At 72.4% G+C, this 15,963-nt stretch carries 14 protein-coding genes and 1 pseudogene; 13 read left to right on the forward strand and 2 right to left on the reverse strand.

From position 1 onward, the window contains the following. Window positions 1-440 precede the first annotated feature (440 nt). Window positions 441-1,757: a lysylphosphatidylglycerol synthase transmembrane domain-containing protein gene (locus tag ACWD4G_RS32165; protein WP_451299674.1), complete on the forward strand. Its 1,317-nt coding sequence runs from the start codon at window positions 441-443 to the stop codon at window positions 1,755-1,757. A 236-nt stretch (window positions 1,758-1,993) separates the two neighbouring features. Continuing rightward, window positions 1,994-3,247 (forward strand): annotated as a pseudogene (locus ACWD4G_RS32170) (beta-ketoacyl-[acyl-carrier-protein] synthase family protein); the annotation flags it as partial. Window positions 3,248-3,502: 255 nt separating this feature from the next. Here ACWD4G_RS32170 and ku read toward each other — a convergent pair. After that, window positions 3,503-4,549 carry a non-homologous end joining protein Ku gene (gene ku, locus ACWD4G_RS32175; protein WP_451299676.1) on the reverse strand — a complete coding sequence of 349 codons (1,047 nt, stop codon included), beginning with the start codon at window positions 4,547-4,549 and terminating at the stop codon, window positions 3,503-3,505. Between the two features lie 53 nt (window positions 4,550-4,602). Here ku and ligD point away from each other — a divergent pair, with 53 nt between their 5' ends. Then, window positions 4,603-5,484, forward strand: coding sequence for a non-homologous end-joining DNA ligase (gene ligD / locus ACWD4G_RS32180; RefSeq protein ID WP_451299678.1), 882 nt, complete (start codon window positions 4,603-4,605; stop codon window positions 5,482-5,484). A 35-nt stretch (window positions 5,485-5,519) separates the two neighbouring features. Here ligD and ACWD4G_RS32185 read toward each other — a convergent pair whose 3' ends face one another. Further along, window positions 5,520-6,323: a nuclease-related domain-containing protein gene (locus ACWD4G_RS32185; RefSeq protein ID WP_451299680.1), complete on the reverse strand. Its 804-nt coding sequence runs from the start codon at window positions 6,321-6,323 to the stop codon at window positions 5,520-5,522. Window positions 6,324-6,427: 104 nt separating this feature from the next. Between ACWD4G_RS32185 and ACWD4G_RS32190 the strand changes: the two genes are divergently transcribed. The 10 genes from ACWD4G_RS32190 (at window position 6,428) to ACWD4G_RS32235 (ending at window position 15,896) form a co-directional block, all read left to right on the forward strand. Then, window positions 6,428-6,949, forward strand: coding sequence for a protein-tyrosine phosphatase family protein (locus tag ACWD4G_RS32190; protein WP_451299682.1), 522 nt, complete (start codon window positions 6,428-6,430; stop codon window positions 6,947-6,949). Window positions 6,950-7,061: 112 nt separating this feature from the next. Further along, on the forward strand, window positions 7,062-7,829 hold the full coding sequence (locus ACWD4G_RS32195; RefSeq protein WP_451299684.1) for a hypothetical protein: 768 nt from the start codon (window positions 7,062-7,064) through the stop codon (window positions 7,827-7,829). 7 nt (window positions 7,830-7,836) lie between these two features. After that, the gene (locus ACWD4G_RS32200) at window positions 7,837-9,144 is read left to right on the forward strand and encodes an ATP-binding protein (RefSeq protein ID WP_451299686.1); all 1,308 of its coding nucleotides are present in this window, start codon (window positions 7,837-7,839) and stop codon (window positions 9,142-9,144) included. Between the two features lie 268 nt (window positions 9,145-9,412). Next, complete coding sequence (locus tag ACWD4G_RS32205) at window positions 9,413-9,775, forward strand: SH3 domain-containing protein (protein WP_451299688.1); 363 nt, start codon at window positions 9,413-9,415, stop codon at window positions 9,773-9,775. A 48-nt stretch (window positions 9,776-9,823) separates the two neighbouring features. Further along, window positions 9,824-11,278, forward strand: coding sequence for an FtsW/RodA/SpoVE family cell cycle protein (locus ACWD4G_RS32210; RefSeq protein ID WP_451299690.1), 1,455 nt, complete (start codon window positions 9,824-9,826; stop codon window positions 11,276-11,278). Beyond that, the gene (locus ACWD4G_RS32215; RefSeq protein ID WP_451299692.1) at window positions 11,275-12,741 is read left to right on the forward strand and encodes a peptidoglycan D,D-transpeptidase FtsI family protein; all 1,467 of its coding nucleotides are present in this window, start codon (window positions 11,275-11,277) and stop codon (window positions 12,739-12,741) included. Before ACWD4G_RS32210 ends, ACWD4G_RS32215 begins: the two co-directional genes overlap by 4 nt. A 63-nt stretch (window positions 12,742-12,804) precedes the next feature. After that, window positions 12,805-13,371 carry a DUF3291 domain-containing protein gene (locus ACWD4G_RS32220; protein WP_451299694.1) on the forward strand — a complete coding sequence of 189 codons (567 nt, stop codon included), beginning with the start codon at window positions 12,805-12,807 and terminating at the stop codon, window positions 13,369-13,371. Between the two features lie 170 nt (window positions 13,372-13,541). Continuing rightward, a complete protein-coding gene (locus ACWD4G_RS32225; RefSeq protein ID WP_451299696.1) occupies window positions 13,542-14,495 on the forward strand; it encodes an AurF N-oxygenase family protein in 954 nt (317 codons plus the stop codon). Between the two features lie 309 nt (window positions 14,496-14,804). Then, entirely contained in the window at window positions 14,805-15,530 is a 726-nt protein-coding gene (locus ACWD4G_RS32230) for a TetR/AcrR family transcriptional regulator (protein WP_451299698.1), read from the forward strand. Between the two features lie 60 nt (window positions 15,531-15,590). Next, complete coding sequence (locus ACWD4G_RS32235) at window positions 15,591-15,896, forward strand: hypothetical protein (protein ID WP_451299700.1); 306 nt, start codon at window positions 15,591-15,593, stop codon at window positions 15,894-15,896. Window positions 15,897-15,963 lie beyond the last annotated feature (67 nt).

Below are 15,963 nucleotides of genomic sequence, written 5' to 3' on the forward strand. Positions count from 1 at the left end.
GGCGGCGGGGGGAATTCGGTTCCGCCACACTTGCGCGTCACGTCGAGCGGGAACGGTCCTGTCGTCCCCCTCGTTCTTGTCTCGCCCTGCCTCCGCCGGTGCGGTCCCCCGCCGTACCGGCGCGACGCGGAAGGACGACGTGCCCCTTGTTCCCGCTCCCGCTCGACGCGCCGCCCCCCTCGCGGCCCACCGCTCCCACCGTCCCTGAGACGACCCCCACGGTCCCTGAGACGACCCCTGCCACCCCTGAGACCGCTCCGGCGCGCCGCCGAGCCCGGCTCCGCCTCGCTTCCGGCCGGTGGACCCGGCCCACGGCCGAGGCCGCCGGCCGACGGAGCCGATCGACGGCCGAGGAGCAGCGGTCCCCGCTCCCCGCCATCCCCCGACAGCCCCAGCCCCACACCGGCCCACAGCCCGCGGCCGCGGCGGGGCGGCACACCATGCCCACCCCCGAGCCGGAGACCAAGCGCCTCCACACCCCACCCCGGCTCCCGCTTCCCACCGAGGCACACCCCGAGAGCCTCAGCGCCGACCCACGGCCCGAGCGAACAGGCCCAGGCACCGCACCGCAGTCCGAGGACGCCAGTGCCGGTCGCCGGGCCGAGCAGACCCAGGCAGATCCTCGGGCCGAGCAAACCTGTGCCGGTCCGCAGACCGAGCAGACCCACGCCAATCCCCCGGCCGAGCGGACCTATGCCCATCCCCGGGCCGACCAGACCTGTGCCCATCCCCAGACCGACCAGACCTGTACCCAAGTCGCCGGTGGGCTTCGGCGGCTGCTCCCCGCCCCCGTGCGGCGGCTCCTCCCGGCCCCCTCCCCCGCCAACGCCCGTCGGATACGCCTCGCCATCAGCCTGTTGCCCTTGGCGTTCCTCGGTGTGTGGGCGGCGGTCGACTGGCGCACCGTCCACGAGGGGGCCCTCCACCTGGCCTCGGCCGACCCCCTGTGGCTGCTGGCCGGGGTCGTGTTCACCGCCCTGTGCTCGGTGTCCTGTGCGTTCATCCGGCAGGGCGCGGTGCCCGAGCGGCTGCCGCCGGGGCAGTTGCTGGCCACCCAGTTCGCGGCCGGTGCCGCGGGCCACGCGCTGCCGGGCAACATCGGCGCCCACGCCGTCGTCCTGCGCTTCCTGCGCGCACGGGGCATCCCCCTGGCCCGCTGCACCACCTCGCTCGCCCTGTACTCGGCGGTCAAACCGGTCGCCAAGACCCTGGTGATCCTCGCCTTCCTGATCGCCTTCCCGGGCACCCTCCGCCTCACCGAACTGCTCCCGAAGGGCGACACCCTCGCCCTGGTCGGCGCGATCACCGGCGTCAGCCTGGCCGCCCTGGTCACGCTGATCACGACCGTACGACCGCTGCGGCAGCCCCTGATCGGCGGACTGCGCACCGCGCTCACCGACACCCGGCTGGTGCACAGCCGCCCCGTCCGCGTGATCGCCCTGTGGGGCGGGGCCGCGGCCTTCCCGCTGTGCCAGGGCGCCGTCCTCGCCTCGGTCGGCTCCTCCCTCGGTCTGCCGCTGTCCTGGGTCCAGATGGTCTTCACGTATCTGGTCGCCAGTACCGCCGCCGGGGCGGTGCCCGCGCCGGGCGGCCTCGGCCCCATGGACGCGGCCCTCGTCTTCACCCTGGTCGCCTTCGGCGCCCCCGCCGCCCTCGCCACCACGACAGTCATCGGCTACCGCCTCCTGACCGTCTGGCTCCCCCTCCTGCCGGGAACGCTGGTGCTCTCGGCGTTGGTACGCGCGAAGGTGCTGTGAGGCCGCCGCAGACACCTGAAGCCGGAGCATGTCTCGGCTCCGTCTCGGAGCCACCGCGCCCCACGTGGTGCGCCCCCCGCGAGAGCGCACCCGCCCCACAGGCGTACCAGGGCTGTTGAACGGGAAACCATCTCTGCGAGCCGGCGGAGTCGGACGTGGCCGGTGCGCCGGGCGGGGCAGGGGGCTGGTTCATGTCGCACGCGGAGTCGGACTCGGACTCGTACTCGTACACGGCGGGGCGGCGGGTGGTCGTCACGGGGCTCGGCGCGGTGACACCGCTCGGCGTCGGGGTGAGTGCGCTGTGGCAGGGGCTGCTCGACGGCCGGTGCGGGATACGGGAGCTGGACGGGGAGGAGTTCGCGGAGTTACCCGTACGGGTCGCCGGAACGGTGCCCGGTGATCTCACCGACCTCCTCCCCCGCCCCCGTGCCCGGCGTATGAACCGCGCCGCCCGCTTCGCCGTCCTGGCCGCCCGCGAGGCATGGCGGGACGCCGGCCTCGCCCCCTCAGGCCCTGCCGCCGAGAGCGGACTGGCCCCCGAGCGGGTCGGGGTGTCCGCCGGAACCATCCTGGGCGACGCCTCCGTCCTGGTGGCCGGCGACCGGCAGTTGCGCGACCGGGGGCCCCGGGCCGTCTCCCCGCTCACCACCCCGATGTGCGTGCCCTCGCAAGCCGCCTCGCAGATCTCCCTCGACCTCGGGATCACCGGCGAGGCCCGTACCGTCACCAGCGCGTGCGCCTCAGGCACCGAGGCGATCGGCCAGGCCGTCGACCGCATCCGGTACGGCCGGATCGACGTGGCGCTCGCGGGCGGCGCCGAAGCGGTCGTCACGCCGGCGATCATGGCGTCCTTCGCCGCGATGCGGGCCCTGTCCCGGCACGAGCTGAACAGCACCGGGGAGAGCCCGTCCCGCCCCTTCGCCAAGGACCGGGACGGCTTCGTGAACGGCGAGGGCGCGGGGTTCCTGCTGCTGGAGGCGGAGGAGCACGCGCGGGCGCGGGGCGCCCGGGTGTACTGCGAGGCCGCCGGGTGGGGGCTGTCCGCCGACGCCCATCACATGGCTGCGCCCGATCCGTCCGGCGCGGGGGTGGCGCTGGCGCTGCGCCGGGCACTCAAGGACGCCGACGGCTCCCCGGCCGATGTCGTGCACGTCAACGCGCATGCCACCGCCACGGTCGACGGTGACGCCGCCGAGGCGAACGCGCTCGCCACGGTACTGGGCCGCCGGGTGCCGGTGACCGCGTTGAAGGGCGCACTGGGCCACCTCCAGGGAGCGGCGGGCGCGGTGGAGGCGATCGCCACGGCCCTCACCCTCCACCACCGTCTGATCCCACCCACGCTCGGCTGCGCCACCCCCGACACCCCCCTGAACATCGACCTCGTCACCCGAACCCCCCGCCCCCTCCCCACCCACGGCGACCTCGCCCTGAACAACTCCTTCGGCTTCGGCGGCCACAACGCGGTACTGACTCTCCGCCGAACGCGGTGAGCCCCGCCCGCCATCCCGCGCTCGGTTCGACACCGCCGACCACCACCGTGACACCGACCGATCGCCACACGGCCGACGCACCCCCACTCCTCCTCGTCCGCCCACCACGAAGACACTCGCCCGGCGAAAACGGCGCCTCGCCGCACGACCAGCCCCTCCCCACCCGGTCGCCCGCCCCACCCGGTCGTCCGCCGCGGCACCAGTCGGCCGCGGCCCATCGCTGAACCGGCCGGTCGTCGTAGGGCCGGGTCGTGGTCACGCCGTACGTTTGCGGGGCGTGGACTTCTTGGCCGTGGACTTCTTCGCGGTGCTCTTCTTCGCCGTCGACTTCTTCGCGGCCGTCTTCTTCTCCGTCGCCTTCTCCGTCGATCTCCCCGTCGCCTTCTCCGCCGATCGCGCCGTCGACTTCTTCGCGGAGGCGGCCGACGGGGCCGTGGCCTTCTTCGTCGCCGTGGACTTCTTGCCGGACGGCTGCTTGGGGGTGGAGCGGGACGACGGCATGGCGGTCACCTCGGCGGTCTCCTCGCCCCGGGATTCCTTGGCGTCCTTCACGCTCTTCTCCAGCGCCGCCATCAGATCCAGCACCTTGCCCCCGGCCGCCGGGGCGGGCGCGGACGGCGGCTCCTCGCCGGAGGCCTTCGCCGCGATCAGTTCCTCCACCGCCTCCCGGTAGTCGTCGTGGAGGGCTTCGAGGTCGACCTCGCCCAGCGTGTCCATGAGGGCGTCCGCGAGGTCCAGTTCCTTGTCGCGGACGGTGACACCGGTGTCCGGCGCGACCCCCTCGGGCTCCCGGATCTCGTCCGGCCACAGCAGCCCGTGCATGGCGAGGACATCGTCCACCACCCGGAGCATCCCCAGCCGCTCCCTCCCCCGCAGCGCGAACTTGCAGATGGCGACCTTCCCGCTGCGCTTCAACGCCTCCCTCAGCAGGGTGTACGGCTTGGCCGCCGGGACCCCGTTCGCCGCGAGGTAGTACGCGGCGTCCATCTGGAGCGGGTCCACCCGCTCGGCCGGCACGAACCCCTCGATCTCGATCGTCTTGGCCGTGGGGATCGGCAACGCGGCGAGATCGTCGTCCGTGATCGGGATCATCGTGCCGTCGGCGTCCTCGTACGCCTTCCCGATCTCCCCCTGTGTCACCTCGCGCTCCTCCAGCTCGCACACCTTGCGGTAGCGGATGCGCCCGCCGTCCTCCAGATGGATCTGGCGGAAGGACACGGAGTGGCTCTCGGTCGCGTTCACCAACTTGATCGGGATGCTGACCAGACCGAAGGAAATGGCACCGTTCCATATGGATCGCACAAGCAGCACACCTTTCCCGGACGATTTGCACCACTTCGTGCCATTCTCGTCCCATGACGCCGATCACGGAGGTCGAGGGCCACAGGGTCGCCCTGTCGAATCTGGAGAAGGTGCTCCACCCGGCGACCGGCTTCACCAAGGGCGAGCTGCTGCACTACTACGCCACGACCGCGAACGCCCTGCTGCCGCATCTGCGCGACCGGCCGGTGTCCTTCCTGCGCTACCCGGACGGCCCCGACGGCCAGGTCTTCTTCACCAAGAACGTGCCGCCCGGCACCCCCGACTGGGTCGCGACCGCCGAGGTACGCCGGATGGAGGGCCCCTCCCGGATGGTGCTGGTGCAGGACCTGGCGAGCCTGATGTGGGCCTCGAACCTGGTCGCCGAGTTCCACACCCCGCAGTGGACCGCGCACTCCCCCGAGGAGGCCGACCGGCTGGTCTTCGACCTGGACCCGGGGACCCCCGCGACCATCGTGGAGTGCTGCGAGGTCGCCCTCTGGCTGCGGGAACGGCTCGCGGCGGACGGCATCGAGGCGTACGCCAAGACCTCCGGCTCCAAGGGACTGCATCTGCTGGCGGCCGTAAGGGACGCCTCCTCCGAACGGGTGACCGAGTACGCCAAGGCGCTCGCCGTCGAGGCGGAAGAGGCCCTGCCCCGCCGAGTCGTCCACCGGATGACGCGCAGCCTCCGCCCCGGCAAGGTCTTCGTCGACTGGAGCCAGAACGCCGCCCGCAAGACCACGGCCACGCCCTACACCCTCCGGGCCCGCCCCGAACCCACGGTCTCCGCCCCGGTCACCTGGGACGAGGTCGAACAGTGCGCCTCACCTGCCCACCTCACCTTCCGCGCCCCCGACATCGCCCCCCGCCTCCAGGACTACGACGACCTCATGGCCCCCCTCCTGGACCCGGACGGCTCCCACCCGCTCCCCTGAGGCCACCCTCCTAAAGCCCCCCATGGACCGGCGCCCTACACCCGCGCCCACGTATGCCGGTCCCTCGCCACCGCGTACAGCGACTCCACGTCCGCCGTCTTCAGCACCCCACCCGCGCGGGCCAGTTCCGGCAGGTCCGCCTCCCGCAGCACCCGGCCCTCCCTCGGCGGCACGGTCACCCGTACATCCCCCGGCTCGGTGAGCACGAGGACGGGACGGACCTCGGCGGTCAGGGCGTACGAGGCCCGGTCGGCGTCGGCGCGCAGCCGGCGCAGAAGGGGACGCGGCTCATGACGGCCGACGGTGACCATGGGGTCGGAGACGGCGACGCGCTGCCGTCGGGCGTAGAGGGACCGTACGCAGTACAGGCCGCCGGGGCCGATCACCAAGTGGTGGATGCGGTCCCCGCCCGGCAGCGGCACGGAGTGCAGGGTGCGCCAGCCCGCGCCCTCCCACGCGTCGAGCGCCTCCCCCACGATCTGCTCGGCGGCCAGCGCACGCCGGCGCGGGTCCGGGCGGAGGCGGCGCTGCGGCCCGGGGTCGCGGTCGAGGGCGACGAGAAGTGCCTCGCCGGGGCGGTTGGGGGCGAGGTCGTCGTCGGGGTGGAGGCTCAGCCGGGCCAGTTCGGCGGCGGTCGGCACGGGCGGCGGGCCCACGGTGACGGGGCCGGTGAGAAAGGGGCGCAGGGCGGTGAGAACGTCGTCCCGCCGCTCCTCGCTCAGCAGGTTCACCCGGCCCGCCTCCCTGTCGTACCAGGCGACGTTCCGTCCGTCGGTCTCGCACACGTACAGGCGTTCCTGTCCGTGTCGCCAGGTCGGTATGACGCGCAGTCCGCTCATGCACCATCACCCCCGACCATGGGAACAGTTGGGGTGCTCCATCGGCAAGAAGCCCGTTACCTTTGAGGGGACGACCCGTCCTGAGGGGCTTGGGGAGGCCGCCGTTGCGGACGCGCAGGGAGCAACCCGATGTTCCGGCTCCGGCCGAGGCATGGAGCGAAATCGTGCCCGGTCTGTGGATGGGAGGGCACGCCTACCGGGGGAGGACCGGCGGCGGGGAGATCGAACTCGCCGTCGTACGCGATGAGTTCGACCTCGTCCTGACCCTGCTGCGGCTGCCCGGGTACGGGCCGGACGTCGGCGTCGAACACCATGTGTGGCCTATCCCTGACGGGCCGCTGGACGGTACGCAGGTGGCGGGTGTGATGCGGCTGGCCGAGGCGGCGTGCGACGCGCTGGAGGACGGCCGGAAGGTCCTCGTCCGCTGCTGCTCCGGGTACAACCGCTCGGGGCTGGTCGTGGCCCACGCCCTCGTGCGCGACGGCCACTCCCCCGAGGAGGCCATCGGGCTCATCCGCACCCGCCGCTCCCCCTGGGCCCTCCACAACGAACTCTTCGTGGACTACCTCCACACGGGCCTGCCCACGGTCCGCCTCCTGGAGGACCTGGCGGAACTCTCCGAGTAGGACCCCGACCACCGGGCGGGCCGCGTGCCGACCCTCCCGAGCCGCAAAAGGGAATTCCCCCCGAATAGGGTGTACGCGTTCACACCCGCCCCGCCCTGTCCTCAGGAGTCCCGTGGTGCCCAGCCGCCTCGTGCGCGCGGTCGTCGGCGTTCTGCTCGCCGTGGCCGTCGGGCTGCCGCTGGCGGGGTGCGGTGACTCCGGCGGCCCGGTGAGCGCGGGCGCGACCCCCACGGCGAGCGGCCCGACCCGGCTGTGGCCCGACCAGCCGGCCGCCTCCTCCCCGGCGTACGACTACGGCGAGGCCGAGACGGAGGTCGTCAAGGGCATCAAGGCGCCCGGCGACGACATCCACAAGGTGGACCCGGTGGCGGTCGTACGCACCGAGATCGCCGCCTATCCGAGCGTGTACGAGGGCTCGGAGTCCCTGTATCCGGGGACCGCGCGCCGTATGGCCGAGTGCGACCCGGGCGGCGACCGCGCCGAGTGCCCGGTGCTCAAGGCGTACTACCGGGACCTCACCGGTGACGGCCGTGACGACATGGTGCTCGGCTTCCGGCTACTGCCCGGCAACCAGACCGCGGTCCGGATGTACACCTTCCAGGAGGACCGGCTGGTGCAGGTGCTCTCCAGCGACGACGCGGTGATCGCCGTCGAACTGGCCGGCCGTACGGTCATCATCCGCTCCCCCGCCGGAATCGTCGGCTACGAGTACCGCACGCAGTGGACCTGGGACGAGGACCAGCTGGCCATGCTCCTCACCCGCGACGAGATCCTGCGCGTCAGCGCCTCGCCGTCACCATCGGCATCACCCTCCCCGTCGGCCCCGCCGTCACCGTCACCATCGGCCTCCCCCTCGTCCTCGTCCAGCGGCCCGAGGTGACCCAGTGGTGAGACTCCCCTCGAAACGGGCCGCGCTGCGGCGGTGGGCCGCCTCGCTCACCTGGAAGGCGCTGGCCTTCATCACGGTCATGTGCTGCGGTCTCGCCGCGCTGCTCGGCGCGCTCGTCCATGTCTCCGTCACCAACCAGACCGTCCACGACGCCCGCTCCCGCGCCCTCTCCCGGCTCGACGAGGCCGTACGGGCGTACGAGGAGGGCAGCCGGCTGGCACCCGACGCCGGGCTCGATCCGCCGGGGCTGCCGCGGGCGTTGCGGGAGCTGGCGGAGAGCGGGGAGCGGGGCACGATGGTCGCCGACGTCGACGGGAACCCCACGATGTGGGCCGCCGCCCCCGCCGACGGCGACCGGGCGATCGCCGTCCAGGTCGACTACGCGCAGAGCGCGTCCACGATCGAGGGGCTGGACCGGGCCATCCTCGGCTCCTCCGCGCTGGCGATCGGGGTGACCCTGGCGGTCGGGGCGATCGCCGTCACCGGGGTGACCCGACGGCTGCGGACGACCGCGCAGGTGGCCCGGCGGATCAGCGCGGGCGACCTCGACGCGCGCGTCGACGACCCCCGTACGACGGACCCCTCCCGGTACGGCGACGAGGTGGCCGCCGTGGCCGCCGCGCTCGACACGATGGCGTCCACGCTGCAGCGGAAGCTGCTGAGTGAGCAGCGGTTCACCGCGGATGTCGCGCATGAACTGCGGACTCCGCTCACCGGCTTGCACGCGGCGGCGGAGTTGCTGCCCTCGGGGCGGCCGACGGAGATGGTGCGGGACCGGGTCTCGGCGTTGCGGACGCTGACCGAGGATCTGCTGGAGATCTCCCGGCTCGACGCGGGAAGCGAGCGCGTGGAGTTGGAGGAGGTGTGGCTGGGGACGGTGGCGCGTCGCGTCGCCGCGTTCCTGGGGTCGGCGGCGGGGGGTGGGGCCGCCGGGACGGAGGTGCGGGTCGTCGAGGACGCGTATGTGGAGACGGACCGGCGGCGGCTGGAGCGGGTGTTGGGGAACCTGGTCGCCAACGCCCACAAGCATGGGGCGCCGCCGGTGGTGCTGACCGTGGAGGGGGCGGTGGTGACCGTGCGGGACCACGGGGGTGGGTATCCGGAGTATCTGGTGGCCGGGGGGCCGCAGAGGTTCCGAACGGAGGGCTCCGCCAAGGGGCATGGGTTGGGGTTGACCATCGCTGTGGGTCAGGCGGAGGTTTTGGGGGCGCGGTTGGAATTTGGGAACGCTCCCGAGGGGGGTGCATTGGCTGTGTTGCGACTGCCGGTGAGTGGGGGCTGGTCGCGCAGTTCCCCGCGCCCCTGAAAAGCAGGGGCTGCGCCCCGCTTTTCATCGGCCCACGCCCCGTGTGCTTTTCGGCCCGCAGGGCCATGCTTTTAGGGCCGCAGGCCCATGCTTTTAAGGGGCGCGGGGAACTGCGCGAGCAACCACGAACCACCCGCACCCGCCAACGCACCCGAACCCCCGAGCCATGAGGCGCCCCTCCTATGGCCCACCGCAACGGGCGTAGCCCACAACCTCCTCCTAGCGTGGCGAATAGTCAGCTTCGCCCCCTTTTATGGAGGAGCACCCTATGTCCCTGCGGATTCTGCTCACGCGGTTCGGTATAGCCGCTGCCGGTGGTGCGCTCTTGGCTCTCGCCGCCACCACGCCCGCCCTCGCCAACGACGACGACTTCCGGAACGATCCAGGCCGGCAGAACCAGATCGTGAAGGGGCAGGTCATCGCCCGATCCGGTCTGATCCTGCGCAGCGCCCCCAACCGGGGCGGTGCCGTGATCCGGGTCGCGCGTCAGGGCGAGATCGTCCGGATCTTCTGCCGGACGCCGGGCCAGAACATCGACGGCGACCGGAACTGGTATCTGCTCACCAACGGCACCTGGGCCTGGGGAGCGGCGCGCTACATCGTGGCCGAGACGACGCCACGCTGGTGCTGAGCTGAGCGAGAAGACCCACAAGACATCCTATTTGGGTAAGTTCCGGACATGAACACCGAGGTCGGAACGACCCTGGCGGCGGCTCCCTCGGACCCGTCCCCACCCGCCGTACGCCGCCTGCTCAGGCGCAGAGGCGTCGAGTTGACCCTCGTCGTCGTGGCCGTCCTGCTCTCCGTGTACGGCTACTGTGCCGTCGGCCTGGCGAAGCACGGCACCGTCCCGCCCGGCGCCGCCCACTACGGCGCCGGGCTCGGCGTGCTCGCGCTGGTGGCCCATCTCGCGGTGCGGCTGCGGGCGCCGTACGCCGATCCGCTGCTGCTGCCGATCGCCGTGCTGCTGAACGGGCTCGGTCTGGTCCTGATCCACCGGCTGGACCTGGAGACCCCGGGTGATCCGGCGGCGCCCACCCAGCTGAACTGGTCGACGCTCGGGGTGGCGCTGTCCATCGTCGTGGTCGTGCTGCTGCGGGACCACCGGGTGCTCCAGCGGTACGCGTATGTGTCGGGGGCGGGGGCGCTGGGGCTGCTGGCGCTGCCGATTCTCTTCCCGCCCGTCAACGGGGCCCGGATCTGGGTGCGGATCGCCGGGTTCTCGCTCCAGCCGGGCGAGTTCGCCAAGGTGCTGCTCGCTGTGTTCTTCGCCAGCTATCTCGCGGCCAACCGCAACGCGCTGGCGTACGCCGGGCGCCAGATCTGGCGGTTCAAGCGCCTCCAACTGCCCACCGGGCGCGTCCTCGGCCCGATCGTCACCATCTGGCTGCTGAGCGTCGGGGTGCTGGTCCTGGAACGGGACCTGGGGACCTCGCTGTTGTTCTTCGGGCTGTTCGTGATCCTGCTGTACGTGGCCACCGGCCGGACCGGCTGGATCGCGGTGGGGCTGCTGCTGGCCTGCGTGGGCGCGGTGGCCGTCGGCTGGCTGGAGCCGCATGTGCACAGCCGGGTCGAGGACTGGCTGCATCCGTTCGCGTCCATCGAGGCGGGGCAGGGGCCGGGCCAACTCGCCCAGTCCCTCTTCGCCTTCGCCGCCGGGGGGCTGCTCGGCACCGGGCTGGGCCTCGGCCACTCCATCCTCATCGGCTTCGCCGCCAAGTCGGACTTCATCCTCGCCACGGCCGGGGAGGAGCTGGGCCTCGCCGGTCTCGCCGCGCTCTTCCTGCTCTACGCCCTGCTGGTGGAGCGCGGCTACCGCACCGGGCTTGCCCTGCGCGACCCCTTCGGACGCCTCCTCGCCATCGGCCTCGCCTCGATCATCGCCCTCCAGGTCTTCGTGATCGCCGGCGGTGTCACCGGCCTGATCCCCCTCACCGGCATGGCCATGCCCTTCCTCGCCCAGGGCGGCTCCTCGGTCGTCACCAACTGGATCATCGTGGCCCTGCTGATGCGGCTGAGCGATTCGGCGCGGCGGCAGTACGAGACGTACGGGGACGGGGGCGGCCGGGTGGAGGCCGGTCCCGCCGCCGGTCCCAGCGCCGGGAGCGGCACGGGGCTCGGGAGGGGCGCGTGACCACGTACATCCGCCGGGCCGCCGCGCTGTGCGCCGTGCTGCTGGTCGCGCTCCTCGTCAACGCGACCCGCGTGCAGCTGTTCCAGTCCCGTACGTACGACGACAGCTCCGCCAACCGCCGCCCGGCGATCGCCCGTTGGGGCCAGCCGCGCGGGAACATCCTGGTCGGCGGCCGGCCGGTCACCGGCTCGAAGGACACCGGGGAGCAGCTGCGCTACGAACGCACGTACACGGACGGCCCGTTGTACGCGCCGGTCACGGGCTTCGCCTCGCAGAAGTACGGGTCGACGTTCCTGGAGCACGCGGCGGACCCGGTGCTCGACGGCAGCGACTCCGCCCTCGCCTTCCTTCCCCTCTGGAACGACCTCACCCGTGACCGCAACCCCGGCGGCGAGGTCGTCACCACCATCGACGCCGCCGCCCAGCGCGCCGCCTATCGGGGCCTCGGCGCACGCCGGGGCGCGGTCGCGGCGCTCGAACCGTCCACGGGGCGCGTCCTCGCTCTGGTCTCGCGCCCGTCGTACGACCCCGGGGTGCTGTCGGGCAACGGGCCGTCGGTGACGGAGGCGTGGACGCGGCTGAACGGGGACGAGGACAAGCCGATGCTCAACCGGGCGGTGCGGCAGACGTATCCGCCGGGGTCGACGTTCAAGGTGGTGACGACCGCCGCCGCGCTGGACGCCGGGCTGATCGACGATCTCGACGCCCCGACCCGCTCCCCCGACCCGTACACCCTGCCGGGCACCACGACCTCCCTGGCCAACGCGGTGGAGGGCTGCGAGAACGCCTCGCTGCGGCGCGCGTTCGAATGGTCCTGCAACACGGTCTTCGCCAAGCTGGGCGTACGGGTGGGCCTCGACGGGATGACGGACACGGCCCGCGCCTTCGGCTTCAACGACTCGACCCCGCGCATCCCCTTCTCGGTGGCCCCCAGCACCTTCGACGCGCGGATGGACCCGGCCCAGCTGGCGCTCTCCTCGATCGGCCAGTTCGACACCAGGGCGACCCCGCTGCAGATGGCGGTGGTCACGGCGGCGGTGGCGAACGGCGGCACGATCAGATCCCCCTACCTGGTGGAGCGCACCACGACCGCCTCCGGCCGCACCGTCTCCACGGGCGGCCCCCGCACCCTCCGCCGGGCCATGACCCCCGGCACCGCCCGGCTGCTCCGCGATCTGATGCGGGGCGTCGTGGAGCACGGCACCGGCACCAACGCCGCCATCCCCCGCACCACCGTCGGCGGCAAGACGGGCACCGCCCAACACGGCATCGGCAACTCCGGCACCCCCTACGCCTGGTTCATCGGCTGGGCCCAGTCGGCCGAGGCGCTGGAGCCGGAGGTGGCCGTGGCGGTGGTGGTGGAGGACACCGAGGCCCCCCGGGGCGACATCAGCGGGGGCGGCGACGCGGCACCGATCGCACGGGAGGTGATGGAGGCGGTGCTCAGGGGCCATGTCCCGTAGTCCATGACCACCAGGTGAGATACCCCGTGCCCCTCCCGCCCCGCCCGACCTATCGTTCGGTACATGAATCCCGCCACGGACGAACAGGCCCCCGAACTCCCCTACGAACTCGCCCAGGTCAACATCTCCCGGCTCAAGGCCCCGCTGGACTCACCCCTGTTGAAGGACTTCGTGGACGCCCTCGACCCGGTGAACGCGGTGGCCGACGCCGCCGACGGCTTCGTCTGGCGTCTGCAGAGCGAGTCCGGCAACGCCACCGACATCCCCGTCCTCGGCGACGACTGGCTGATCATCAACATGTCGGTGTGGCGGGACACCAACGCCCTCACGGCCTTCATGTACCAGGGGCAGCACCGGGAGTTGCTGTCCCGTAGACGGGAGTGGTTCGAGCGGTTGGCCGAGGCGGTCACCGCGTTGTGGTGGGTCCCCGCGGGCCACCGCCCCACGGTCGCCGAGGCGGAGGAACGCCTCCTGCACCTACGGGCCCACGGCCCGGCCCCGTACGCCTTCACCCTGCGGACGTCGTTCCCACCGGGCCCGGCGGAGCCGGTGACGGAGACGGAGCCGGTGACGGAGGCCGAGGCGGAGCCGGTTGTGGCGGGCGAGCCATTGGCCGACGCGCTCGGCTGACCGGCCGCCCCGCCCGCGCGGCCGAACCCGGCGAACCGGCGAACCAGCTCCCAAGGGCACACACCCAGGGGATTGACGGGCTTGCTGACAAGTAGTCTCATAACCGGTGACCGCCGGTGCTGCGTTTTCCCGGGGGATAACCCCCGGACCCCCAGCAGAAAAGAAGAACCATGACGACGGTGACCTCGACGTCCAAGAACTCCGAGATCTCCGAGACGGAGGTGCTGCGTGACGCGCTCGGGCTGCTCAAGGACCGGGAGCGGGTGGCCGAGCGGCTGCTCGTGTCCTCCGCGAAGCACTCCTTCGACCCGGACAAGGAGTTGGACTGGGACGCCCCCTTCGAGGAGGGGAAGTGGTTCTGGCCGCCGGAACTGGTGTCGCTGTACGGGACACCGCTGTGGCGGCGGATGCCCGAGGAGCAGCGGATCGCCCTCTCCCAGCACGAGGCGGCGGCGCTGGCCTCGCTCGGCATCTGGTTCGAGATCATCCTGATCCAGCTGCTCGTACGGCACATCTACGACCGGGCCGCGACCAGCGCGCATGTGCGGTACGCGCTCACCGAGATCGAGGACGAGTGCCGGCACTCGAAGATGTTCGCCCGGCTGATCGCCAAGGGCGGGACGCCGTACTACCCGGTGAGCCGTCTCCACCAGAACCTGGGCCGCGTCTTCAAGACGGTCTCCACCACCCCCGGCTCCTTCACGGCGACGCTGCTCGGCGAGGAGATCCTCGACTGGATGCAGCGGCTGGCCTTCCCCGACGAGCGCGTACAGCCCCTGATCCGGGGGGTCACCCGCATCCACGTCGTGGAGGAGGCCCGGCACGTCCGCTACGCCCGCGAGGAACTCCGCCGCCAGATGGTGACCGCGCCGCGCTGGTCCCGTGAGTTCACCCGGGTCACCTCCGGTGAGTTCGCCCGGGTCTTCTCCGTGGCCTTCATCAACCCCGAGGTCTACACGAACGTCGGCCTCGACCAGCGGGAGGCCCTCACCCAGGTCCACGCCAGCGGCCATCGCCGCGAGGTGATGCGGGGCGGTGCGAAGCGGTTGACGGATTTCCTGGATGACATCGGGGTCCTACGAGGTGTCGGCCGACGGCTTTGGCGGTCGTCGGGGTTGCTGTAGGGGGCCGCCGGGGCGCCTAATAGCTCGGGGGGATGGGGATTGGATGGCGACTGCGGGTGGTTTGTGGCTGGTCGCGCAGTTCCCCGCGCCCCTGAAAAGCAAGGGCTGCGCCCTGCTTTTCATCGCCGGGAGGCCGTTGCCCGAAACTTCGGGCCCGCCGGAGCTCGCTGAAAAAGCAGGGGCGCAGCCCCCCGCTTTTTCAGGGGCGCGGGGAACTGCGCGAACAACCCCCACCCACCCGCACCCGCCAAACCACCCCCCTCCCCCCGAGCTATTGGGCGCCCCGTCCCAGCCCGTAGGCTGAAAAACATGACCCCCGCCGCCCCAACCCCCACCTACCGCCGGCTCAGCGTCGAAGAGCGGCGCAGCCAGCTGCTGGACGCGGCCCTGGAGCTGTTCGCCCACCACGCCCCGGAGGACGTCTCGCTGGACGACGTCGCGGAGGCCGCCGGGGTCTCGCGGCCCCTCGTCTACCGCTACTTCCCCGGCGGCAAACAGCAGCTCTACGAGGCTGCCCTCCGCTCGGCCGCCGAAGAGCTGGAGCACTGCTTCGACGAACCCCCACAGGGCTCCCTCACCAGCCGCCTCTCCCGCGCCCTGGACCGCTACCTCACCTTCGTGGACGGCCACGACGCCGGCTTCAGCGCACTCCTCCAGGGCGGCAGCGTGGTGGAGACGTCCCGCGCGACCGCCATCGTGGACGGCGTACGACGGGCCGCCGCCGAGCACATCCTGCGGCACATGGAGGTCACGGACCCGGGCCCCCGCCTCCGGATGACCGTCCGCATGTGGATCACCTCGGTCGAGGCGGCGTCCTTGATCTGGCTGGACGAGGGCAAGCGGCCCGACGTCGCCGAGCTGCGCGACTGGCTGGTGGAGCAGTTCGCGGCGTGCCTGGTCGCCACCGCCGCCCGGGACGCCCAGACCGCCGAGGTCGTCCGACGCGCCCTCGCCCTGGAGACCCCCGACGGCGCCGTCGCCGGTCTGGCCCGCGCCGCCCTGCCCGTGCTCGGCGACACCGCCCACCTGCTGTGACACGGGTCCGCCCACGCCTGCCGTGCCACCGATCCGGCCCCCTGCTGTGACACTGGTCCGGTGAAAAGCCAAGACACCCCCTTCGAGGGCGGCCCCCTGGACGGTCGTGTCCTGCCCGTGCTGCTCGGCATCACCGGTCACCCCCCGAAGACGTACCGCGTCCCCGTGCCCGACCCGGCCGGCGGCCCTCCGACCGTGCTGGTGTACCGCAGGGTCGACGCGGGCCGGCGCGGGCCGCTGCACCAGCTGTGGAAGTACGAGTACGCCCCGGACGCCGACCCGAGCCGCCGCCCGAAGTGGCCGTGGTCGGGCCCGAAGAGGCAAGCCGCCACGCCGCCGGAGAAACCGCGCCCCACCGACGAGTGACCCCGGTGTGCCGGACGGACCGCCCGGCGCGCGCCCGCCTCCCGCTCCTCCCAGGCTGCCGGTGCGA

Source organism: Streptomyces sp. NPDC002643, from assembly GCF_053592555.1.

Coding starts and splice junctions, on each gene's coding strand:
- ACWD4G_RS32165 (WP_451299674.1), top strand. CDS start 441: ATGCCCACCCCCGAGCCGGAGACCAAGCGCCTCCACACCCCACCCCGG.
- ligD (WP_451299678.1), top strand. CDS start 4,603: ATGACGCCGATCACGGAGGTCGAGGGCCACAGGGTCGCCCTGTCGAAT.
- ACWD4G_RS32185 (WP_451299680.1), bottom strand. CDS start 6,323: ATGAGCGGACTGCGCGTCATACCGACCTGGCGACACGGACAGGAACGC.
- ACWD4G_RS32205 (WP_451299688.1), top strand. CDS start 9,413: ATGTCCCTGCGGATTCTGCTCACGCGGTTCGGTATAGCCGCTGCCGGT.
- ACWD4G_RS32210 (WP_451299690.1), top strand. CDS start 9,824: ATGAACACCGAGGTCGGAACGACCCTGGCGGCGGCTCCCTCGGACCCG.
- ACWD4G_RS32220 (WP_451299694.1), top strand. CDS start 12,805: ATGAATCCCGCCACGGACGAACAGGCCCCCGAACTCCCCTACGAACTC.
- ACWD4G_RS32225 (WP_451299696.1), top strand. CDS start 13,542: ATGACGACGGTGACCTCGACGTCCAAGAACTCCGAGATCTCCGAGACG.
- ACWD4G_RS32230 (WP_451299698.1), top strand. CDS start 14,805: ATGACCCCCGCCGCCCCAACCCCCACCTACCGCCGGCTCAGCGTCGAA.